The 21615-nt window shown below is 43.4% G+C and carries 21 protein-coding genes; 14 read left to right on the forward strand and 7 right to left on the reverse strand.

The window, feature by feature from the left end:
• The first annotated feature begins 71 nt into the window (after positions 1–71).
• From VER99_RS22450 to VER99_RS22460, 3 genes are all read left to right on the forward strand, one after another.
• Positions 72–314 (forward strand): DUF2164 domain-containing protein, encoded by a 243-nt coding sequence (locus VER99_RS22450; protein ID WP_014234269.1) that lies wholly within the window; start codon positions 72–74, stop codon positions 312–314.
• A 169-nt stretch (positions 315–483) separates the two neighbouring features.
• The gene (locus VER99_RS22455) at positions 484–1023 is read left to right on the forward strand and encodes a cytochrome b (RefSeq protein ID WP_020334915.1); all 540 of its coding nucleotides are present in this window, start codon (positions 484–486) and stop codon (positions 1021–1023) included.
• Complete coding sequence (locus tag VER99_RS22460) at positions 1020–1589, forward strand: YceI family protein (RefSeq protein ID WP_014234267.1); 570 nt, start codon at positions 1020–1022, stop codon at positions 1587–1589. The genes VER99_RS22455 and VER99_RS22460 overlap by 4 nt, the downstream gene beginning before the upstream one ends.
• A gap of 89 nt (positions 1590–1678) precedes the next feature.
• Here VER99_RS22460 and focA read toward each other — a convergent pair whose 3' ends face one another.
• On the reverse strand, positions 1679–3130 hold the full coding sequence (gene focA, locus VER99_RS22465; protein WP_020334914.1) for a formate transporter FocA: 1452 nt from the start codon (positions 3128–3130) through the stop codon (positions 1679–1681).
• A 257-nt stretch (positions 3131–3387) separates the two neighbouring features.
• On the opposite strand from focA, the gene VER99_RS22470 reads away from it, so the two are divergent.
• Together VER99_RS22470 and VER99_RS22475 are read left to right on the forward strand one after the other, a co-directional pair.
• The gene (locus VER99_RS22470) at positions 3388–4293 is read left to right on the forward strand and encodes a LysR substrate-binding domain-containing protein (RefSeq protein WP_014234265.1); all 906 of its coding nucleotides are present in this window, start codon (positions 3388–3390) and stop codon (positions 4291–4293) included.
• Between the two features lie 226 nt (positions 4294–4519).
• The gene (locus tag VER99_RS22475; RefSeq protein ID WP_020334913.1) at positions 4520–5005 is read left to right on the forward strand and encodes a DUF1097 domain-containing protein; all 486 of its coding nucleotides are present in this window, start codon (positions 4520–4522) and stop codon (positions 5003–5005) included.
• Positions 5006–5132: 127 nt separating this feature from the next.
• Here the strand turns inward: VER99_RS22475 and VER99_RS22480 are convergent, their stop codons facing one another.
• The gene (locus VER99_RS22480) at positions 5133–6767 is read right to left on the reverse strand and encodes an ATP-dependent endonuclease (RefSeq protein ID WP_014234263.1); all 1635 of its coding nucleotides are present in this window, start codon (positions 6765–6767) and stop codon (positions 5133–5135) included.
• A gap of 258 nt (positions 6768–7025) precedes the next feature.
• On the opposite strand from VER99_RS22480, the gene VER99_RS22485 reads away from it, so the two are divergent.
• From VER99_RS22485 to VER99_RS22495, 3 genes are all read left to right on the forward strand, one after another.
• Positions 7026–8768 carry a bifunctional metallophosphatase/5'-nucleotidase gene (locus VER99_RS22485; protein WP_020334911.1) on the forward strand — a complete coding sequence of 581 codons (1743 nt, stop codon included), beginning with the start codon at positions 7026–7028 and terminating at the stop codon, positions 8766–8768.
• Positions 8769–9291: 523 nt separating this feature from the next.
• Entirely contained in the window at positions 9292–10311 is a 1020-nt protein-coding gene (locus VER99_RS22490; RefSeq protein ID WP_020334908.1) for a TerC family protein, read from the forward strand.
• A gap of 277 nt (positions 10312–10588) precedes the next feature.
• Positions 10589–10780, forward strand: coding sequence for a hypothetical protein (locus VER99_RS22495; RefSeq protein ID WP_020334907.1), 192 nt, complete (start codon positions 10589–10591; stop codon positions 10778–10780).
• Between the two features lie 157 nt (positions 10781–10937).
• On the opposite strand, the gene VER99_RS22500 is transcribed toward VER99_RS22495, so the two are convergent.
• The 3 genes from VER99_RS22500 to VER99_RS22510 all read right to left on the reverse strand — a co-directional run bounded on the left by VER99_RS22500 (position 10938) and on the right by VER99_RS22510 (position 15463).
• Positions 10938–11495 (reverse strand): PhnA domain-containing protein, encoded by a 558-nt coding sequence (locus VER99_RS22500; RefSeq protein WP_014234259.1) that lies wholly within the window; start codon positions 11493–11495, stop codon positions 10938–10940.
• 296 nt (positions 11496–11791) lie between these two features.
• Positions 11792–14200 carry a VolA/Pla-1 family phospholipase gene (locus VER99_RS22505; RefSeq protein ID WP_020334906.1) on the reverse strand — a complete coding sequence of 803 codons (2409 nt, stop codon included), beginning with the start codon at positions 14198–14200 and terminating at the stop codon, positions 11792–11794.
• Between the two features lie 21 nt (positions 14201–14221).
• Positions 14222–15463 (reverse strand): outer membrane protein transport protein, encoded by a 1242-nt coding sequence (locus VER99_RS22510; protein ID WP_020334905.1) that lies wholly within the window; start codon positions 15461–15463, stop codon positions 14222–14224.
• A 414-nt stretch (positions 15464–15877) separates the two neighbouring features.
• On the opposite strand from VER99_RS22510, the gene VER99_RS22515 reads away from it, so the two are divergent.
• Positions 15878–16906, forward strand: coding sequence for a site-2 protease family protein (locus VER99_RS22515; RefSeq protein WP_020334904.1), 1029 nt, complete (start codon positions 15878–15880; stop codon positions 16904–16906).
• A 78-nt stretch (positions 16907–16984) separates the two neighbouring features.
• Here VER99_RS22515 and VER99_RS22520 read toward each other — a convergent pair whose 3' ends face one another.
• On the reverse strand, positions 16985–17773 hold the full coding sequence (locus VER99_RS22520; RefSeq protein ID WP_020334903.1) for a M48 family metallopeptidase: 789 nt from the start codon (positions 17771–17773) through the stop codon (positions 16985–16987).
• A gap of 170 nt (positions 17774–17943) precedes the next feature.
• Between VER99_RS22520 and VER99_RS22525 the strand changes: the two genes are divergently transcribed.
• The 5 genes from VER99_RS22525 (at position 17944) to cutA (ending at position 20996) form a co-directional block, all read left to right on the forward strand.
• Positions 17944–18372, forward strand: coding sequence for a hotdog fold thioesterase (locus VER99_RS22525; protein ID WP_020334902.1), 429 nt, complete (start codon positions 17944–17946; stop codon positions 18370–18372).
• Between the two features lie 12 nt (positions 18373–18384).
• A complete protein-coding gene (locus tag VER99_RS22530; protein ID WP_020334901.1) occupies positions 18385–18618 on the forward strand; it encodes a DUF3389 domain-containing protein in 234 nt (77 codons plus the stop codon).
• A 79-nt stretch (positions 18619–18697) separates the two neighbouring features.
• The gene (locus VER99_RS22535) at positions 18698–20395 is read left to right on the forward strand and encodes an SgrR family transcriptional regulator (RefSeq protein ID WP_020334900.1); all 1698 of its coding nucleotides are present in this window, start codon (positions 18698–18700) and stop codon (positions 20393–20395) included.
• A 6-nt stretch (positions 20396–20401) separates the two neighbouring features.
• Entirely contained in the window at positions 20402–20653 is a 252-nt protein-coding gene (locus VER99_RS22540; RefSeq protein ID WP_014234251.1) for a hypothetical protein, read from the forward strand.
• A 10-nt stretch (positions 20654–20663) separates the two neighbouring features.
• On the forward strand, positions 20664–20996 hold the full coding sequence (gene cutA, locus VER99_RS22545) for a divalent-cation tolerance protein CutA (RefSeq protein ID WP_014234250.1): 333 nt from the start codon (positions 20664–20666) through the stop codon (positions 20994–20996).
• Here cutA and VER99_RS22550 read toward each other — a convergent pair.
• Complete coding sequence (locus tag VER99_RS22550; RefSeq protein WP_014234249.1) at positions 20958–21554, reverse strand: DUF2238 domain-containing protein; 597 nt, start codon at positions 21552–21554, stop codon at positions 20958–20960. The two genes, cutA and VER99_RS22550, sit on opposite strands and share 39 nt — an antisense overlap.
• Between the last annotated feature and the right edge of the window lie 61 nt (positions 21555–21615).

A 21615-nucleotide genomic window follows, 5' to 3' on the forward strand; every position in this document is an offset into this window, starting at 1 on the left:
CCTAGTGATTGTTGGATAGAGTAGATTGTCGTGAGGTCGATAATTGGACGATGAAATTTAGAGAGCAGTAAATGATTAAATTAGACAGAACACAAAAAGAAACATTATCAACGGCGATTCAAGATTATATGGAAGACGAACTAAGTATTGAAATCGGTCAGTTTGATTGCGAATTTCTCATTGATTTTATCACTGAAAAGCTTGGGGCAGTGTACTACAACAAAGGAGTTGAAGATGCCAAAGCCTTATTCGAGCGCCGTATGCTAGAAGTTTCCGACGAACTTTATGAGATAGAACAGGAAGTAAAACTCTAAAATTCATGAATTCTTACATTTAACTTATTCAAAAAATTCGAACAGGTTGGTAGATGTGCTGTAATTGGCTAGATGTAAATAATGGTAAATAATCTGTTTCATATAAAGTAAATCGGTTAATGTGTTGTTTCTTATTCAATATCAACACAGAAAATTCTTGGGAATTGAGATGGATACATCCGTAAAAAACTACAACCTTCTGACCCGCGCGATGCACTGGTTATCAGCCATCGTTATTGTTGGCTTATTTGCGGTCGGCTTATGGATGGTCGATTTGAGTTATTACAGCGAGTGGTATCGTACCGCACCTCATTACCATCGTTCTATTGGTATCTTGATTGCGATAGTTACGTTATTCCGATTCGTTTGGAAGCACATTACTGCATCTCCTAAGCCAGAAGGCAAAAACCATGAAATCATCGCAGCTAAGTTAGCGCATGGTGCGATGTATTTGTTACTTATTACCATTTTCGTAACGGGTTACCTGATTTCAACCTCGGATGGTCGAGGTATCGAAGTATTCGAGTGGTTTACCGTACCTGGCGCAGGCGAGTTGTTCCCAAATCAATCTGATTTGGCGGGTGAAATTCACTTTTACGCAGCTTGGGCTATCGTCCTAATTGCTGGTTTACATGCCGTTGCTGCACTTAAACATCACTTTATCGATAAAGACAACACATTAAGAAAAATGTTAGGAGCTTCAAAATGAAAAAGTCACTATTTGCTACAGGATTAGCGATCGCTATGGCACTTCCGTTTGGTGCGCAAGCAGCAGACTACGTTATTGATACGAAAGGGGCTCACGCTTCGATTAACTTCAAAGTAAGTCACTTGGGTTACAGCTTCATCAAAGGTCGTTTTAATACATTTTCTGGTGACTTTTCTTTTGATGAGAACAACGTTGCTGACGCTAAAGTGAATGTTGTTGTTGATACCACAAGTCTGGATTCAAACCATGCGGAGCGTGATAAGCACATCCGTAGCGGTGATTTCATCGATGCAGGTAAGTTTGGTCAAGCAACGTTTACTAGTACAAAAGTAACGGATAAAGGCGATGGCAAACTTGATGTAACTGGTGATTTGACACTTCACGGTGTAACCAAGCCTATCACTATTGAAGCGGAATTCGTTGGCGCAGGTAACGACCCATGGGGTGGTGAGCGTGCTGGTTTCGTTGGTACTACTCGTCTAGAGCTAGCAGATTTTGATATCCCTGTAATGGGTTCTTCTAGCTATGTGGATATGGAACTTCATATCGAAGGCGTTAAGAAGTAATTTATTGTCACTCGTATAATAATATTAAAGCGCTCTTCAAACGAAGAGCGCTTTTTTAGTGCCAACTAACTAAAGTTAGTGTTTTATTGTTATGCGGTTTCTAATTCGTCTTGTTCTACTAGATTCAAACGCTCACCGTAAACGGTACGTAATGCATTCAGTATTTCGACACGTGTTACTACGCCGACTAAGAGTCCATTCTCTAATACCGGAAGCACTTGCGGTTTACTGACGTTCATACTCTTGGCACGCTCTTCCAAAGAAAGAGAAGTTAAGCGTGTTGCAATGCCCATATTGCTTGTAGGGAACAGCTTTTCTTTGTCGATACACATAAACTCCACCACATCGACTAAACGGTCACCAGCATCAATAGCGACAATGTCACGGCTCATCAAATCAACCACTTTCTGACCGTTAACCGGAATGTAATCCTCGCACCAAAGATCGACCATAATATCGTGCGCCGACAGGAAGCCCACTAAACGATTATGAACATCAACGACAGGGGCGCTGGTTAAGTGATGATCAAGTAAGGTATCAAGTGCTGTGACTACTGGAGTTTCTGCGCTGATAGTCACTGGAGCAGGGTTCATAATGTCCTTAACAAAAGAGCTATTTTTCATGTTGGATTCCTTAACTGACATGAGTGGTGTTGTTTTAGTGATGGTTTGAATGTTGGCGGCTTTTAGCTCAGGTCGACGGAAAATACACCAGTTTGATAAGCCAACTAATACAGCACCGCCTACTATATTTCCTAGTGTTACCGGGATTAAGTTTGCAGTGACAAAGTGAAACACATTGAGGTCTGCGTATTGGGATGCCGGAACGCCGACAGACAGCCAGAACGACTCTGGCGCAAAATTAGCGATAACAATGCCAAGCGGGACCATGAACATGTTGGCGACACAGTGCTCGAAGCCACTGCTTACGAACATAGCGACAGGTAAAATCGTCATTGCCGCTTTTGTCATCGCATTTGCAGAACTAAAGGTTAGCCAGATTGCTAGACACACCAAAAGGTTACATAGAATACCGAGTGCAAACGCCTGAACTAACGTGTGATGCAGTTTGTGCTGTGCGATGTTAAGCGCATTCAATCCCCATTGACCGCCGTCCATTTGGTATAATCCTGCCGCTGTAACCAGTGCGAGCAACAGCATTGCTCCAATAAAGTTACCCACATAGACCTTGCCCCAAATTGATAGCATTTTTCCAAAAGATATCTGCTTGTTCGCCCAGGATATGCTTGAGAGCACTGAGCTAGTGAACAGTTCGCCTCCACAGATAACGATCAGGATCAAACCCATACTGAAAGCTATTCCGCCCGCAAGACGACTCAATCCCCAACCTGCACCTGCGCTACCCGTTGTCACGGTGATATAGAACAAGAATGCCAAACCGATAAATGCGCCAGCCATTGCGGCAAGACTGAGTGTCATCGAGCTCGTTTTTTGGGCTTTGCTCAGTGCAAACTTCTCTGCTTCAGCCATCATTTCTTTCGGAGAAAAATACTGGTGATTGTCAGAGTTGATCACCGCCATACTGACTCCTTAGTTTTTGATGCCATAAAAACTCCTTGATTTATAAACTCATAACTATTGTTGTTGTATTTAGAACAGCGGTATTCCTGAACCGCACAATCAGGCTAATAGGAAAATTCCGACAGGGAAAATTGATATTGTTTAAGGTTCACATCAATTCAATTGATAACTAATCTAAGATGAGTAAAATGAATGCCGTTGCTTATGTTTTTAATCAGGTGAGGGTATGGGAATACTCGCTCGTAAAGGAGGACACATTGCGCTATTCACTAAAGCAATTAGCGGTTTTTAATGCAGTTGCCGATTCTGGAAGTGTAAGCCAGGCTGCAGACAAACTGGCTCTGACACAATCGGCGACAAGTATGTCGCTCTCACAATTGGAAAAAATGCTTGGTCGGCCATTATTTGAAAGGCAGGGCAAGCAAATGGCGTTAACCCATTGGGGAGTGTGGCTGAGGCCAAAAGCAAAACGTTTGCTGCAAGATGCTTTACAGATTGAAATGGGCTTTTATGAGCAACATTTGTTGAGTGGGGAAGTTCGCATTTGTGCGAGTCAAACGCCTGCAGAACACTTAGTCCCTGATCTTATCAGTATTATTGATAATGACTTTCCTGAGATGCGTATCTCTTTGAATGTGAAAAGTACCAGAAGCGTCCTTGAAGGCGTATTGGATTACAAGTACGACTTGGGAATCATTGAAGGCCGTTGCGATGACAACCGTTTGCACCAGGAAGTCTGGTGTCGCGACCATCTGACGGTTGTCGCGGCTTCACATCATCCTTTTGCCAAGCGCCAAACCGTAAGTTTAGCCCAGTTAGAACAAGCAAAGTGGGTATTGCGCGAAGATGGTTCTGGTACACGCAAAACCTTCGATAGTTCGATCAGTAAACTTATCGAGGATCTTGATGTTTGGCGTGAATACGAACATGTGCCAGTACTTCGTAGCTTAGTGGCTAATGGCCAGTACTTGACCTGCTTACCTTATTTGGATGTCGAGCGGTATATCCAAGCTGGTTTGCTGGTTGCCTTAGATGTTCCAGAGCTAAAAATGGAACGCACGCTTTCATTCATCTGGCGAGCGGATATGGCAGAAAACCCATTAGTAGATTGCATTAAGCGCGAAGGCTTACGCATGATGAAAGGCAAGCCGACGATTCTATAGCGCCTGGTAATATCGCATGAACAACGGTGTTTGTTATTTACTAAATCTGTTGATTTATCGTTTACGTCAAATTTATAGTGTAATAAATGAAACAAAAGTGAGTTATTTGTGATCAATGTCACCGATAAGCGAAGGGAATACTTCTAGTATCGGTTCTTGATTTCAATGTTTAAAGCCAGTTATCAAACCAGAAGGGTCTGATACTAGCTAAGCAGGTACGAATACCATGACGACACTATTAGCGATTTCTATTACTACTGGGATTTTGTCCGGCGTTTGGGGATGGATAGCTATCTCTTTAGGCCTACTATCCTGGGCGGGGTTTTTAGGTTGTACTAGTTACTTTGCCTCCCCGACAAGTGGCCTGAAAGGATTGGCAACCAGCCTTATTACAAATTTAACCGGCGTGTTCTGGGCTATGGTCATTATCTATGGTTCAACCTACGTAGGGTTAGAAATTCTGGGCTACGTAATAACGGCAATTGTGGCTTTCTTTATGTGTATTCAAGCTAAGCAAGCTTGGTTATCTTACATTCCTGGTACATTTATCGGCTCATGTGCAACCTTTGCAGCGGATGGTAACTGGCAACTTGTTGTACCGTCGCTGGTATTAGGTGGTGTATTTGGTTATCTAATGAAAGCGACTGGTCTTTGGTTACACTCGAAATCAAATACTACTTCAACTTCTTCGCTCGCAGAGCAAGTGCAGTAGTGACCCCCGATCTAATTGGTATCTACTGAGCACTGAGAGTACTTTTCTTCTCAATGCTATTCATCAAAGTTATTGATATTTGATACAAGCACACTTTAATAGTGTGCTTTTTTTTACTTTTTTCGCCCTAAGTATTTCCACTTGCCATAGTAACGATACGTTTTAGGGTCCAGCGCAATAGAACAGGGATACATTCCACGCCGTTCTCTTCACAATGCGAAACAATCGCTAGGGCTAAATCAGGCTTGGCATGTTTTTTTAGCACTCGGTTGACCACTTTTTTCGCGGGAATTTGATGATCGTGAGGAACCTTTATCATGTCTTTAAAGAAAACTTCAAAACCATGGTTGTAAAGGAAATGCTCGATATCTCGATCAGGCAACTCTGTTAAACGGTGGCGCTCCTGGTCATGCTCTAATTGTGAACGAACCGTATGAGCGTACTTTTTACCAGCGGCATCGCCGTCGGTTACTACGTGCCAGTCAATACCAAATTCTTTTGCGACTTTAATTATTGATCGCAAGCCAGACTGGGCAAACTCGACTATCTGAACACCTTCAGCCGCTAAATCATAACCACATTGACGCGCTAACTCATTAAAAAGCCAGACTTCGGTTTCACCTTCCACTAACAACCAGCAACGAGCAAAAAGCGCACCTGCTCGGTGAAAGCGTATGTGGAAACCAATACGCCTTAGTTCATCTCGCCCGAATTTAGATGGATTAAGGCTCTTCGCGATGGTGCGATCAGACAGGCGGTACAGACGCCGTATCGAATAAAGCGGAACGGAACCGAGCAAACTCCCACTGTTAGTGGTCAGAATTTTTTGCATCGGCAGTAGTTGCAGCAAGGACCAGGCTCTCGCTAAATGAGTAGGGTGTAAGCGACCTTCAGGATCTTCAATGATTAAGATTGGCCGTGCACAACGCCTTAGCTCGGTTGGTCCTTTCGCTTGCAGGTAAGTGTTAAGTAAGCCCATTAAAAGTAAGCGACTCTGCTTATCGTTAGTTTCTTTTAAATATTGGCTCAGGCCCTTATCGGAAGGATGGCTATTATAAAACAGTCCGTCTCTAGGCTTCCGTGGGTTCCCTCTGCTGGTACTTCGGAACGCGAAATAGTGATCGATCAACGTTTGCATAGAAGAAAGGCTACTGCGAATTTCCCCCTTGTTGACTTGACCTGGCATGGCTAATAGTCGTCTACAAGTGTTGTCGATGCGCTTTTCAATCCTGGAATTTCTATTGTCACCGTTGATATGAGATGGGTGAGGGAAACGACGAGAGTCTCTTAAGCGAATGACAGGATGTAGCGTCATTAATTCAATAGCAAGTTTTTCAGAATGATGGATCTTTATTGTTTTCCCTTCATTATCGAGAAACGTATACTGAGTCGTGATGTCATGATCGACACGAGAGCCACTGATTCTGTAGTAGATTACATGCTCTCCATTGTCTTTTGTACACCAAGCAGGCTTAATCCTACGGTAACGGCCCGCTTTTACCTCTTGCCTATCTTGTGCTTTAAAGCAAAGAATAATCTCGATATGCTGAGATTGAGGGTGGGAGATAGAGTAATCAACGTGAAAATCTTTCAGGTCAAACTCATATAGATTCCCGTCTGTTGGTAGTGCAATGGATAGGGCATCAAGTAATGAAGACTTACCCCATGTATTCTCACCAATGAGCGTGGTGAGTTCATCAAAAGAGAGTGAAAGGCGTTTGATGCCTCTAAACCCGGAGATTTCGATGCGTTCTAGTCTCATCTCAATCCTCCTCGCAATTATTTGAATTATAGAGAATTATCTTGCTGTCTCTAAGCATATAGTAATTCTTAAATGTTGCTATAAGCTCAGTTCACAAATTTACGAGAGCCTGCATAGGAAGTGGATCGATACGTTTATGAAATGTGAGTTCACCTATGCAGGGTCACGGAAAAATGAAATGGAAATTCGCTGTTTCATAAAATTCATGATTCTGTCATGATCCACTCCTTATTATTATAAGGAATGAAAAGAGAGAAGATGAAAATGAATAAAAATCATAAGCCAGTAAGAATAAAACTGGCACACATCAATGACACTCATTCCTACTTTGAGCCAACGTCATTACAGCTAAAATTACAAATCAACAAAGAAGTTACGCTAGAGCCTTACGTGAGTGCTGGTGGTTTTTCACGCATTGCTACACGCGTTGAACAACTCCGCGATGATGCGAAACGCCAAGGGCACGGAATGTTATTTTTACATGCCGGTGATTGCTTTCAGGGCACTCTGTACTTTTCTTTATTTAAAGGCAAAGCCAATGCTGACCTGCTAAACGCGCTACAAATCGACGCGATGGCATTAGGCAACCATGAATTGGATATGGGTAATGAACCCGTAGCGCAGTTCTGTCAGCGTACCAATTTTCCATTACTTGCTGGTAACTGGGATCTGTCCAACGAATCAGTTTCTAAAACTCATCGAGTGAGTGATTGTGGCAATGTGCTGAGTTATCAGCATCAAACTCAAAGCGCGCAATATATGGTTAAAGAGTTTGATGGCGTACCAGTGGCCATTTTTGGTCTGTCGATCGATAAAATGAGTGATATTGCGAATCCCGATGTAGATACTCCTTTCGTGGCAGCGATTGATACAGCTAAAGCGACGGTCGAGCAAATTCACGCGGCTGGAATCAAAAACATCATATTGCTTAGCCATCTGGGTTACGAAGGTGACTTAGAACTCGCAGAACAGGTTGACGGCATTGGGATCATTGTTGGTGGCCATAGTCATCGTCTGCAAGGCGATTTCTCATCGATAGGCTTAGGTAAAGACGACCAATACGGGGTGAACGTTAACGGGACGTATGTGGTTCAAGCTGGTTTCCATGCACTGACGATTGGACACTGTGTACTCGAGTTTGATGAAGATGGCAGAGCGACGATGCTAAATGGTCAAAATGAGCTTTTACTTGGCCGTCGTATATTTTGGGATTCTTCACTCAACCAACAACTGGACCAGGGCGTATTTGAAACAGCGTGTGACTTTATTCATGGTCAGCCAAATGTTGTCGTGTGTAAAAAACACCCTGAGACGCAGGCGATTTTAACGGACAAGTACATACCACGCGTACGCGCACTTCAATCGCAGGTTATCGCGAATGTCGAAAATAAAAAACGCCACGTTCGTATCCCTGATGAATTTGGCGGTAGCGAACTCGCTTCCGCGGTGGCGCATTCATTCTTGCACAGTTTAAATCAACGTGGACATGAAATTCAGTTCGCCATTCACAACGCTGGTGGCGTAAGAACGTCACTCAACCCGGGTAAACTTACGATTGCCGATGTTGCCGGACGTTTATTGCCATTTGCCGTTCCTATTGGTTTTTATAACGTGCAGGGAAGTGTGATTCGCCGAGCTTTAGAAGGCGCAATTAATAACGCGTTGAACAATGGTGTTGAAGGCACCGGATCTGGTAGTTATCCGTACACATACAACCTGAACTTTGAGTACAAAGCCCATCTTCCTAAAGGGAAACGCATTACCGTATTAGAGATCTTCAACGAGAATCGCTGGATCAAGGTACAAGATGAGGTTTGGTATCGTGGTACCTCATCGGCATATACAATGAAAGGCAAAGAAGGTTACGAAGCCCTATTGGATATGGAAGGTGAGGGAAGTGTCAGCAATCTGTCTATGGCGGATTGTTTCATTGAACTGCTCACTGATGACCCTAACTGCTTGAACCAAAATCACAAATTCTATACTCAGCAGCGTAGTTAGCCATTTTGGGTACCCATCTTGCTTATCTTTCCATGATAAATGGGGTGAAGGTAAAACGGATGTGGAATAAAGACTGGAGTGATGTTGCGGTAGTTGTTGCTTGGGTTGCCGCTTGGTCATTACTAGCACATGTTATGCCTGTGATGGGATATTGAGCTGAGCAAAATATTAAGAAAAGGGAGCACAGTCGTGCTTCCTTTTTTATGGGCATCACATTCATTAATGTAATGCTTTGAATGTCATAAAGTATCTCTGCCTTATCGATAGCTATTCTTTGTTGGAAAATTAAAATGACAGGCGTATGATGGCCCCGTTTGGGGAGTAGTTAGCGCAAGTTTACTTATCGTCATCTCGTTAAGCGTATGCTTATCCGGTAAGTAAAGGTGTCATTGATTCATTTAATTTGGCACTTCAACGAGACCAACGCATTCAACAATTGGCAGACACATGATTAATGTGGCTGTTGGTTTATATTGTATGCGGAAGGTCACCAAACCAGTGGTTCTTCCGCGTAGGAGGAATCATGTCTCTTATTGAAAATACCACCCAAGTTAGTCAATCGGTTCTGCTTCAAGAATCTCTCAATATGTATGCCGTTTTCGGGCTATTTACACTCGTTTTAGTCGCGCTTGATATTTACCAAACGCGCGGTGGCGTTGTGTCGATGAAAAAAGCCATTACTTGGAGCATCTTTTGGTTTTTGTTGGCCTTTGTGTTTGCGGGGTCTATCTATCTGTTCTGGGATTTTTATGCGCCTCATAGCCACTATACCAATACAAAAGCGGCAGTTTCGTTCCTTACCGGGTATCTGCTGGAGAAATCACTCAGTGTTGATAACCTGTTTGTTTTCGCAATCATTTTTGCTCAGTACAACGTGCCTGAATATTTACGACCGAGAGCATTGCTTTGGGGTGTGATTGGTGCGCTGTTACTTCGTGCCGTCATGATTGCTGTCGGGGCGCAGCTATTGGCTCAATATCACTGGGTATTGTACTTATTCGCGGCATTTCTGATTTGGACCGGTATTAAACTCGCGCAAGGGAGTGATGAAAACGAAGAGGTTAACCCGTATCCGGAGAAGTTTATCCGTAAACTCATTCCAGTAACCGACGGTTACCACAATAACCACATGATAGTGAAGCAGGCGGGTAAGTGGTTGGCGACACCGATGTTCATCGTCGTAGCGGTGATCGCGGTAATGGATGTGATGTTCGCATTGGACTCAATTCCCGCGATTTTTGCAGTCACACGTGAGCCCTTCTTGGTGCTTGCAGCGAACGTATTTGCGTTACTTGGGCTTCGCTCATTGTATTTTGTATTACAAGCAATGTTAGATAAGTTCGTTTACTTGAAGCCAGCTTTGTCTGTGATCATGATGTTTATTGGTGTGAAAATGCTTTTGGTTGGTACGGACTATGAAATACCGACGATTTGGTCTCTCACATTCCTAATCCTGGTGATGACCTCGGCCGTTGTCGCTTCGGTTTATAAGAACAAAGAAGATGCAGCATCCAGAGTTAATATTACTAATCAAAAATATTGACGTGTTTGGTGTGTTAATTTGATATTGAATATTATTTGGTTAATAAAATGTTGCTAAAACGCGTTGAAATATAAGGTAACTTAAAGTTATTCAAGCATTATTGGGCTAATTTGAATAAATATTCGTCTGGCGAGTATTAGTATATCCAGTGTTTGTTATGGGTTTGTTTTATTAGAAAAAGTAATTCGAAAGGGTAGTTTTTGTCACTTTTTAAACTGAAACGATGTGACTATTATACACCCAACAAAACCTATTACTGCTTTAAAGAGAGGCAATCATGGCACAAGCAATGCAAATGACAAATGTAGCTTTACCAACCTCTATGGATAAGAAAACCTATACGGTAAATTTCAAAGGATTGCTAACTCACTTACTAGACATTCTTTTTGTAGATAACTCAACACCACGTGGTTACTACGCAGACGATTTGTCAGCTCATATTCAGAAAGACATCGGTATGTATCGTTAATCTGAAGACAGTAATGAACAAAGCCAGCTTAATCGCTGGCTTTTTTGTATCTATTTCAGGGTCACCACAAGGCGGTATGACTAGCTACTCCTATAGCGAGCTGAAAAAAAAACAGGGCTCCGACTAGAACCCTGTTTTTAGATAAAAGTAACGTCTATTACTTCTTACGACAGAACTCTGCGATCACATACATAGACTGACCACCGTTTGCCTTACCAGAAACCAATTTTGGATCGTCGCCAAGACTGATACCACGGATAACCGTACCTTGTTTGATTACTTGGTTTGTGCCTTTAACTGGTAGATCTTTAATTACTGTTACATCGTCACCTTTTTTAAGTTCAGTGCCGTTACAGTCAACCGTTTTATCATCAGCAGACATACCCTTCATGGCCCAGTTCATTTGCTCTTCTTCCATGTACATCATGTCAAGAGCATCTTGAGCCCAGCTTTCAGTGTTTAGGCGAGTCAGTTGGCGCCATGCAGTGACTTGTACTGCTGGCACTTGGCTCCACATGCTGTCATTTAGACAACGCCAGTGGTTAATGTCTTTAGGTTCTTCGATCTCGCTTAGACATTTGTCACAAACCATAATAGCGGTATCAACTGTTACGTTACCGTGTGGTGGAACAGCGTAAGCAGTTAATGGAGATTCAGAAGAACATAGTTCACATTTTGACTCGCAGCGTGCAAGCAAAGTAGATTCGATAGACATAAGGACTCACCTTAGTAATGTTATTTTGTGGCGGTATTATCCACTTTATCCTGATAAATAAAAGGGTGTTAGGGAATTTAGGTTTGGTTTTTACAATATTGCAACTTGATTAATGTAAATATGTAAAACATTTGGTAATAAAATTGATGTCGGAATATAAAAGCTCATTGTAACTATAAACAGGCATGAATCTTTTAGCGCTCCTGCCATGCAAATGCCCCCAATAATTGAAGATCAACTATTGAGGGCATAACAATAAGACTTAGGGTTTCAGTCTTAGATTTTATATCTGATGTTTATTTCAGAACTGACGTGTTAGAGACACCAGTTAACACATTATCCATTAGGAAATCGGTGTTCTCGGTTTGCATTTCGATGTGGTGATCGAGGTCAGCCAAAGTACCACTTGGTGATGCAAACGTACTGTGTGTCGCTGTCGAGTTGAACTGAACGAAGCTCGCCGTTGCTGAGACTGCTGGGTCTGAACTATTAACCTTCTTTAAGCCTAGTTTCTTGGCCAGTGGTTCTGTACCTGCGAATAGTGCGTTGTTAACGCTATTCGGAACTACTGAATCACCCTCAGTTTGTGTCATAAAGAATGGTATTGATAGCGTACCTGAAGACATCAAATCACTAGCGTTAGTGAATGGGTCAACAGTATCGAGCGTTGTCTGAGCAGCGTAGATGAACTGAGAGAAGCCAGAGCCTAATTCGGTTAGCTGCGCTGCAGTGGCCAGACCTTCAAAGGTCTCATAACAGGCTTTTGCATCTAATTCGGTACATTGTGCATCAGCAAATGACATGTAGCCCGTTGAAGCAGCGTAAGCCAGATTATGCTTTATCTGAGGCCCGAAGTTTGCCGAGCCCAGTAGCAAGTTACCAATTTGACCACCTGAGTTCTGGATAGAAGCAGCGCTAAACGAATAGAGCGCATCTGCCGTTGGGCTACCTAGAGAATTATTGGCTGCTGCAACCGCAGATGTACCAACGATACCGCCTAGCGAATGACCCAACATCTTAACTTGCGAGCCAGCCATTGGGTTGAAACCCTGAAGAGGCCCAGTTGCTAAAAGACCACCTTGTGCCGATACGACCAAGCTTGCACGAAGGCCCAGAACGTCCAGTACACTTTGACGTAAATTGTCACGAGCTACCGCTAAGTTCGACAGGTTCAGATAAGCTAGAACGTTCGCATTCGCCGAGCGTTGTTCATCAAGGCTACGTGTGCCATGCATAGGCAAGTCGATAGCAATAACGGCAACGCCTGCTTTAACCATGTTGTAGGCAAACGCATAGGCAGTTTCTTTTGATGACGTGATGCCGTGTTGATAAACCACAACGTCTGTTGCAACACCTGACTGCGGTGTGAATAGAAGAAACTCTACATCTTCAACAGACTTAACTGCAGGAACAGGAGAATAACGCGTAATAATACGTTCACTGTCTAATTGGCTACCGTCGCTCAGATACAGGGTAGAACCAACCAGCTTAAGCTGTTCCGTCGGATCACTTGCCAGCTTCGTTACATCCACAGGGTTCTCTGCGAAAACACCGGTAGAAAGCTGCTGAACCATATTCGCTTGCTCGTTTGGATCGGCGAGAGCAGCGCTAAGTTTTGCAAGGCTTGGCATTGCAGAAACCATTGGCTGCATGTTCCAATCTGCACCTTTCTCAAGGTAGTAAGGGAGTTTTACCGAGCCTTGTGTCACATTCACGCTAGCGCCAGAAGCATTGTAGAGGCCTTTTATCGCTGTCTTAGCTGCGTCTAGGTCACTAACGTATTGATTGAAATCCTGGTCATTATCAAGAGCGGTTACAAAATCCTCGGTCGTATCAAACGTCATGGTATAAGCAGCCGCGAGATCGACGGAATTATCATTTGACTCTGCTTTATACACATCATTTAGCGTGTTTGCGCCAGTTGCAAAGCCTGTTGCCGTTACGCCTTTCACTGCGGCCAGAGTATCACCCACAGATTGCGTGCTAAACCAAGATGAGTAGACAATATCATCAGGGCTAACACTTGCTAAGCCGAAAATACCTTCAACTGCCGTTGTCACTGCTTGAACAGAAGCTAAGTCACCGGTTTCGTACACGACTTCCTTGCTTTTGGCGATAGCGTAGTTCGAAGACGTACCTATCGGGTCGCCATTAACATCAGTTATGTCTTGCGTTACAGCAAAAATGTACTCGCTCGATTCGTCCAGAGCATCCATAAACTGGATATAGAGTGAATTACCATTGGTTTGGACAACATAATCTGTGCCGAGTGTCAGAACTTCTTCGATCGGATTGCTCGTGCCATCCCAATCAGTCAGGCGCGTATTGATTTTGATGACTTTTACACCCGACGTCACCATGCCTGTAGCAAATCCATCACCGTCGAAGTTTAATACGATAGGCATTGATGTAGACCAACCATCCATAGTGTTCATCGAGGCTCTTGGATTGGTTAATGCATCATCGCCTTCGGTCGGCAGCCCTAAAGTGCCATCGGTCGAATCCATCAGTAGGTAGGATGGGGCAGGAACCACTGCATTCGCACCTTGAAGGGTAAATTGAATTGATGTTTGGCGATCAAGTAATGCCTGAACAGCAGGTTCAAATCCTATTTGTTCCGAGGTGCCTCGACTGGCAGACTCGTCACCACAACCAGCAAGTAGGATGGCAGAACAAAGCAGAGATAATTTAAAAGTGTGTTTCATTGGTTTACTCCGTTAAACCTACTAGTTGAAGGTGTAATTCATTTGTACTGAACTGATGTAAGCCATACCGTCAGAATCGAATGTCAGCTCTTGGCCAGATGCGTTAGTTTCTTTGAAAGAACTGTCTTCACTCTGCACTAAAGTGAAACCAGCATCAAAAGACAGGTTGTCGTTCCACGCGTAAGTTAAACCAGTGCTATACCAGTAGCGATCCGTATCTGGGATGCTCAATGTTGGCTTACCAGCCTGCTCGTCGTATGCAACACCCGCACGGAATGTCCAGCTAGGGTTCAGCGTGTAAGTAGCACCAACTGAATAACGGTTATTATCATCGTATTTTTCTTGTTTGGAGAAACACACGCCGTTGTTACATTGGTCACTGGTCGCTCGTAGTTCAGTAAATTGACTCCAGTTGGTTAGCATCCAGCTGTAGTGAAACGCCCATTGGTCATTGACTTGGTGAAAGCCCGATAGCTCAAAGATAGAAGGAAGCGTGATCTTTATACGTCCGTCGACTTTAGCTGCGGTTGCGATACCAGAGTCGTAACTACGGAATTCACCTTCTTCGAAATCAAGGTCAACTTGTGAACGGTAGCCGATACCAAAACGGTTGTTCTTATCCACTTCATACAGGGCTCCAAGGTTCCAACCCCAGGCAAACGTCTCATCTTCCATGCTGATCAATTTGTCAGACTTTTGGCTTCCTGGTCCAAACAATGGTGCTAGTGAACCTTTATGTCGTGTTAACTCAGCTTCGGCATAAACCAGACTCACGCCGCCAGCAACACTAAATGCATCATTGATACGATATGCAAGGTTTGGATTTATGCTGACCGACATTAGCGATGTTTTACCTGCCAGATCGCCCGCAGAAATATCCGTTGGATACTCCGTTGCAACACCGTACGTTGTAAACATGCCGATGCCCCAAGCAAACTTATCGTTGATAGGACTGACATAGTAAGCAGCAGGAACTGCGGCCAAAGGTGCTATGTCATCAGAGTGTTCATCATAAAAAGTGTCATAAATGTTTATTTCAGGATCAATCACGCTTATAGCGCCTGAAAACTGAGCTTGTTCGAAAAGTGTCATGGCTGCCGGGTTTCGTGCCAGAACACTGGCATTGTCTGCGACAGCAGCTTCGCCTGAAAATGCTCGACCAAGACCAGATGCTGAATGTTCAACAACCTGAAAACCCGCTGATTGGGCATTACACGCAAACAATATCGAAATTGTAAGCAGAGAGCAGCGCTTCTTGTTCATCCTTGACCCTCCTGGGGTGTCTTTAAGCTAGACCGTAGTCCTTTTAATTGTTGTGTAGTGATGAGGCCATTGTTTGTTATGAATTATGTTCACAATGTAAATGCAATGTTAAACGTATGTTTAATTAATTGTCAAAGATTGAGATGAATTTGTTTTTTAAATTTGATGCATAGGTCAAACGTTGGGACGTAAGCTTATGTATTGTCTTTGTATTTTTTATACGAATGGTTAGACCAGAATTATTTCGTAACACTAATGGATAAAAAGCGTTCAAAAGCCTGGCAATTAGGCTTTATGAAAGCCATATAACCTCTGATAAACTTGGTATTTTGAATTTTCAGGTCATTAGGCTAGAGCACGTTGGAATTACTACATATTGAATTTTTAGGCCGATCTCTCAGATTGGAAGGATCAATGGCGGGCTGGCAGCAGTTGTATTGGGACAACACACTAGTCTCTCAGATTGATGCCAGTGAGAACGAGTCTGAGCGAAGCTCACATCAGTTTAAACTTATGGCTGGTGAAGAGGTATTGCAGTGTGAGTTAGATTGTGCAGTTCAGTGGCAACCTTTCAGTTTGTCATATCACGTCAAAATGAATGACACTCTAGTGACTAGTGGTTCTCGAAATGAGAAAGATATTGAACGTCAGACACCACAAGTCGCACCTCCAAGTGAAAAGCGCTTAAGCCTAATTGGTATCGTATCGTTAGGTATGAAAGCCTTAAAAAGTGCCAAAGTCATTAAAGTGGCATTAGCTTCCGCTAGTTTGGCCGCATACTCTTGGTTGTTCTCAATCGAGTTTGCCCTCGCACTGATTGCCTGCCTTGTGTTTCACGAATGGGGGCACATTAAAGCGATGAAGTACTTTGGTATGAAAACCAAAGGTATTTACCTGATTCCATTTCTGGGTGGGCTTGCGTTAAGTGATGAAAAAATCAACACTCGCTGGCAAGATGTGGTTATCTCCATCATGGGACCGTTTTTTGGTTTGGTATTGAGTATTGTTTTTACTCTTCTGTATTGGGTAACTGGTGAGATAACGTTTGCTGGTCTCGCCGTATTTAACGCATTGCTAAACCTATTCAATTTATTACCAATTTTGCCTTTAGACGGCGGGCATGTGCTGAAGAGCATAACCTTCTCCATGAATACCTGGGTTGGGTTAGCGGGCAGCGTAATCACTGCGATACTTGGTATCGTACTGAGTTACTCACTTGGTTTAACGCTACTTGGCTTTTTATTGATCATGGGGATGCTGGAAGTGGTCATGGAATGGCGAACCCGTCACCACAGTCATTTATTGCCACTAACACGTTATGGGCAATTGTTTTCTTTTGCCTGGTATGTCGTATCCGTTGGTGGTTTCGTGGCTATTATTTGGTATTTCGCGAGCCTGGGAGATAGCTTACTCAGTTTACCGATGCAGATTTTAGGCACTTAAACCCCTAACTCCGAATGTTAAAAAAGCTCCAAAATGGAGCTTTTTAAGTTTCTTCACGCGTCGTTTTCTAAATGGGACTTAACCACACTTCGGCGCTTTAACGTTGTAATTAGGTAGCTTTCTTATTGTCGCTTGTAGCTCTTTAATACGCGTGCTGTGCGAAGGGTGAGTGGAGAAAAATTCAGGCGGCTGAGCACCACCAGATGCTGCACTCATATTTTTCCATAGATCGATGCTCTGGTTTGGATCGAAACCCGCTTTTGCCATGTAATCGAGGCCAACAATGTCTGCTTCGGATTCCTGAGTTCTTCCGTATGGTAAAATCACACCGTATTGGACACCAGCACCTAATGCCGCCATCGTCATTTCTTGATATTGCTTATATTCTGAAGCGCCAATAACAACGTTAGCAAGTGATAACCCCGTGTTTGCTAACTGGCTTTGAGACAGGCGTTCATTACTGTGGTCTGCAAGAACGTGCGCGACTTCGTGACCAATGACCGTTGCCAGCTGATCCTGGTTTTTGGCAACTCCAAGCAAACCCGTATACACACCAATTTTTCCGCCAGGCAGAGCAAAGGCGTTGACCTGTTTACTGTCAAATACAACAACTTCCCAGCTTTGGAACCCTGGTTGCGAGGGAATGACATCCGTTACGTGTTTAGCAACACATTGAACGTAAGCGTTAATCTTTTTATCTTTGCTGATTGGGATGTCTTTCTTCATTTGGTCGAAAGATTTCGCCCCGAGAGAGGACATCTCTTGATCAGAAAACATCAGAAGCTGATTACGACCAGTAGGAGATGCACTACAAGCTGTTAAACCTGCGACGGCCAAAAGAGCAGAAGCTTTAATCCATACCTTCATATTTGGTTCCACATATTTATTTCTATTTCGATCAACAGTATATACGTAATTATCGAGTATAAAAGAGCATCTTGCCGTTGTAGTTATGCCTTGAAGTAGAGACGTAATAGAGACTATGCTAGGCAATTCCTAATCCATAGTTACCAACACTTTAAAAATAAGAGCATAAAATGAGCATTTGGAAAAAGCCAATCAGTGTAGAGATACTTAATGCAACGTCAAAAAACACTATGATGGAGCATTTACAAATTGAATATACCGAATTCACCGACGACTCCATTAGTGCAACCATGCCAGTGTGTAGTATTACTCATCAACCGTTAGGGCTGCTGCATGGAGGTGCTTCTGTTGTACTAGCAGAAACGCTGGGTTCGGTTGCAGCCAACTTCTGTGTGGGTGAAGGAAGCTATTGTGTTGGCTTAGACATCAATGCCAACCATGTCAGAGCGATGCGCAGTGGTTATGTTATCGGTACAGCAAAGCCATTGCATTTGGGCGTCTCAACTCAGGTTTGGCAGATCAATATTACCGATGAGCGTGATCGCTTAGTCTGCACCAGTCGTTTGACTATCGCTGTGAAACAGCAAAAATCGAAGTGAGTGTAGACTAAGATGGTCATTGAATTCTCATTGGGTAAAATCATCGCGACACAACGTGAAATCGTTATTAAGTTATCCGGTGCTTCCATGGTGACACTGCAGGCTCAGACGGATGCCATTCAACTTCTCGGAAGAGGTGCAAACGTGGTGTTGTGTCATGGTGCGGAGTGTAAGTGGTCGATAAAACTCGATAACGAGGAGCAACTCATTCTGATTTCAAAAGAAATTGGTATAGATATTCAATAAATCACTCATCAAAATTTGCACTTTTTCATAAAAATGAGGAAACTTGGTTTATTGACATCTAAACAAGATTTTCCTCTTTATGAGTAGTCCGCGCCTACGTGTTCAGTTTGAAACACTATTTGAAAAATTCTCTGGAAACGATACAGAAGTTCAGCTTGAAGACATTACTGAAGCGCTGTTTTGTACGCGTCGTAATGCTCGCATTGTTCTCAATAAACTTGAAGAAGAGGGTTGGATTGAGTGGCACCCAGCCGCGGGTCGAGGAAAGCTCTCTAAGCTGGTATTCAAACGCAGTCGTAGCGATGTAAGTGAAAATCTGGCAAGACGCTATCTGGATGAAGGAAAAATCGGACAGGCCTTGGAGGCGTTAGACAACGACGCGACCAGACTGACTCAGGTCATTCAAGGTTATTTAGGGCTTCAGCACCGCCAAGGTGAGCAGGTTATCCGTTTACCTTACTACCGTCCACTGGCGATGCTGAATCCACAAAAGCCAATGCGTCGCTCAGAGCAACATATCGCAAGACAAGTTTTTAGTGGCCTGACTCGGCTGGATGAAAATGAACAGCTTAAACCCGACTTAGCTCATACTTGGGAGTCGCTAAGTGATACACACTGGCGTTTCTATTTACGCCGAGGAGTGCGATTCCACAACGGTGAACTTCTCACAACGGATTGTGTTTTGGAAAGCGTTCGTGCGCTAAGTGGATTAAACCTGTTTGCGCATATCTCGAAAGTCTCATCACCTTTGCCTTGGACGGTTGATATAGAGCTTGTACGTCCAGACCGTTACCTGCCTCTTGCATTAAGTGAATCTCACGCAAAAATTCTGTTACCTCAGGCACAACGTTCAGAAGGGTTTGATAGAAAACCGATAGGAACAGGTCCTTTTCAGGTCAAAGTGAACGATGATAAACGCCTTATTTTAACGGCGTTCGATGGATATTTCGGCTTAAGACCTTTATTGGATCAGGTCGAGGTGTGGGTAATTGACGAAGCTTATTCATCAATGGTTTACCCAAGCTTATCCAAGCCTCAGATGGACAAGCATGCTTCAACCGATGAGGTCGAGCTGGATCCTGGCTGTACATTTCTCTTACTCAACAAGAATACTGGCATAGCCAAAGACCCAAGATGGGCCGAGTTCTTTAGTCAGGTGTTAAACAGCCATCAAATATACTCTCATGTACCACAAGATAAAGTCATAGAGCTTGGTGTGTTACAAGCTTTTGGGATTAAGCCGGGCTGGATTGATTTAAGGCCAACACAAGCTGGTGCTATACCTCAGCAAGGTAAAGTTATTTCAGTTGCATACCAAAAGAAACACCCGATGTTTCCTGTCATTGCTAAAGCGATTAAGAGCCTCTTGAAACCGCATGGTGTCGAGGTTGAGTTCATTCGATATGATAGCCAGCCGCCAGAGCCAAACGCAGTAGACATTTGGATTAAAGCGATGGGTATCGCTACGAATCGAGATGATGCGCTCGCTGGTTGGCTGCTGGACTACAGTGACATTGAGACGTTTAGCTCCAGTTACGACTTTGCCGATTGGGCGGCGCTCGTTGATCAATGGCGTGCAGGCGTCTATCCAGAGTTTCCTGCTCGTGAACTCGGTAGACAGTTAGTCAAAAGTCATCAGGTGGTTCCGATGTTCCATTGCTGGCTGGGTGTGAATAAGGACCACAGCGGCGCATTACAAAATGCGAAATGTAACGCTCTGGGCTGGTTTGATTTTAGTAACGTATGGGTAAAACCGCACATACCCAATAATTTATAATTAACGATGGCAAAACCGAATAAAAAACAACCGACGAAAACCGTCGATATTTATTGCGCAAAATGCAAAGCTCAGCTGTTTAAATACCGTAAAGGTGGAAAAGGCGCTTTAGTAAAATGTTTTAAAGAACGTATCGTAGAGGACTTTACACAAACACCATGTATTTGCCCGGGCTGCCAACAAGAGTTTGCCAGAGATACATTGGTAAGAGGCACGCCGGCATATAAAATGATTGGTGGCAAAGTGACAATGAAGTAGGGAGTTCAGAATGACCACAGAGCATGATTACTGCATAGTGCTAAGTACCACAGCGAATGAACAGAACCGGGATCAAATAATAAAAGGTCTGTTAGAAGCGAAGCTCGCTGCCTGCATTCAAACGATGCCTATTGAGAGTCATTATGTCTGGAAAGGCGAAATTTGTAACGATACGGAATGGCTGTTAGTGATTAAAACTCGGCGTGAGTTGTACGAGCTGGTCGAAGAAAAAATTGAGAACTTGCACGAGTATGAAGTGGCTCAAATCGTACAAGTTCCCATTGTTGATGGTTTTAATCCGTACTTAGAGTGGCTTCGTGAGTCGACGCTGAGCCGACATTAGAATTAACGCGACGATAGCACCGACCGTGTCACATAGAATGTCTTTCTGGGCATCCCATATATCACCTTGTGAACCCAGAAAGGCAATGCCTTCATCGCCACCAGCAATAGCGGCGTACCACCACTCAATGATTTCATAGCCTGCTGCTAAAGACATAATGGCAAATAAGGCAAACCAACAAGAAAACTTAACATTGAGCTTCTTTTTATATATCAAATATTCTGCGATCGGATAGGCGTACAAACCGATCGAGAAGTGCGCGACCCGATCAAAATTGTTTCTTTCTGATCCAATCAAATTGTTAAACCAGTCAAACGGAACTTCAGCGAACGTATATTTTGCTCCGACAGTATGCAGGCACAGCCAGATAAACATCAATACATAGGCCGTGTTACTAAATTGATATCGATTTGAAATAATCCAAATCGCAATCAGGATACCAATTGCCGGAAAAATTTCGGCAAACCAAACCGCCCGTGAGTTGGGCTCCAATGCTGAAAACAGAAACACGACGGCATAAATAATCGTTAGTCCCAACAGTGTAGAAGTGCTTTTCATAAGTTATTCGATCCTTCACTTGGTTTTTTACGACAAGTTAAACGAAATGAGTACTGCTCAA

The sequence above is a fragment of the Vibrio natriegens NBRC 15636 = ATCC 14048 = DSM 759 genome (assembly GCF_035621455.1).
In the GTDB taxonomy this organism is placed as follows: domain Bacteria; phylum Pseudomonadota; class Gammaproteobacteria; order Enterobacterales; family Vibrionaceae; genus Vibrio; species Vibrio natriegens.

Bases quoted from the DNA above. Each gene is read 5' to 3' on its own strand.
- VER99_RS22505 (WP_020334906.1), bottom strand. From the start codon at position 14,200: ATGAAACACACTTTTAAATTATCTCTGCTTTGTTCTGCCATCCTACTT.
- focA (WP_020334914.1), bottom strand. From the start codon at position 3,130: ATGGCGGTGATCAACTCTGACAATCACCAGTATTTTTCTCCGAAAGAA.
- cutA (WP_014234250.1), top strand. From the start codon at position 20,664: ATGACCACAGAGCATGATTACTGCATAGTGCTAAGTACCACAGCGAAT.
- VER99_RS22530 (WP_020334901.1), top strand. From the start codon at position 18,385: ATGGTCATTGAATTCTCATTGGGTAAAATCATCGCGACACAACGTGAA.
- VER99_RS22540 (WP_014234251.1), top strand. From the start codon at position 20,402: ATGGCAAAACCGAATAAAAAACAACCGACGAAAACCGTCGATATTTAT.
- VER99_RS22520 (WP_020334903.1), bottom strand. From the start codon at position 17,773: ATGAAGGTATGGATTAAAGCTTCTGCTCTTTTGGCCGTCGCAGGTTTA.
- VER99_RS22535 (WP_020334900.1), top strand. From the start codon at position 18,698: ATGAGTAGTCCGCGCCTACGTGTTCAGTTTGAAACACTATTTGAAAAA.
- VER99_RS22490 (WP_020334908.1), top strand. From the start codon at position 9,292: ATGTCTCTTATTGAAAATACCACCCAAGTTAGTCAATCGGTTCTGCTT.
- VER99_RS22525 (WP_020334902.1), top strand. From the start codon at position 17,944: ATGAGCATTTGGAAAAAGCCAATCAGTGTAGAGATACTTAATGCAACG.
- VER99_RS22485 (WP_020334911.1), top strand. From the start codon at position 7,026: ATGAAAATGAATAAAAATCATAAGCCAGTAAGAATAAAACTGGCACAC.
- VER99_RS22550 (WP_014234249.1), bottom strand. From the start codon at position 21,554: ATGAAAAGCACTTCTACACTGTTGGGACTAACGATTATTTATGCCGTC.
- VER99_RS22515 (WP_020334904.1), top strand. From the start codon at position 15,878: ATGGCGGGCTGGCAGCAGTTGTATTGGGACAACACACTAGTCTCTCAG.
- VER99_RS22495 (WP_020334907.1), top strand. From the start codon at position 10,589: ATGGCACAAGCAATGCAAATGACAAATGTAGCTTTACCAACCTCTATG.
- VER99_RS22475 (WP_020334913.1), top strand. From the start codon at position 4,520: ATGACGACACTATTAGCGATTTCTATTACTACTGGGATTTTGTCCGGC.
- VER99_RS22480 (WP_014234263.1), bottom strand. From the start codon at position 6,767: ATGAGACTAGAACGCATCGAAATCTCCGGGTTTAGAGGCATCAAACGC.
- VER99_RS22455 (WP_020334915.1), top strand. From the start codon at position 484: ATGGATACATCCGTAAAAAACTACAACCTTCTGACCCGCGCGATGCAC.
- VER99_RS22450 (WP_014234269.1), top strand. From the start codon at position 72: ATGATTAAATTAGACAGAACACAAAAAGAAACATTATCAACGGCGATT.
- VER99_RS22500 (WP_014234259.1), bottom strand. From the start codon at position 11,495: ATGTCTATCGAATCTACTTTGCTTGCACGCTGCGAGTCAAAATGTGAA.
- VER99_RS22510 (WP_020334905.1), bottom strand. From the start codon at position 15,463: ATGAACAAGAAGCGCTGCTCTCTGCTTACAATTTCGATATTGTTTGCG.
- VER99_RS22460 (WP_014234267.1), top strand. From the start codon at position 1,020: ATGAAAAAGTCACTATTTGCTACAGGATTAGCGATCGCTATGGCACTT.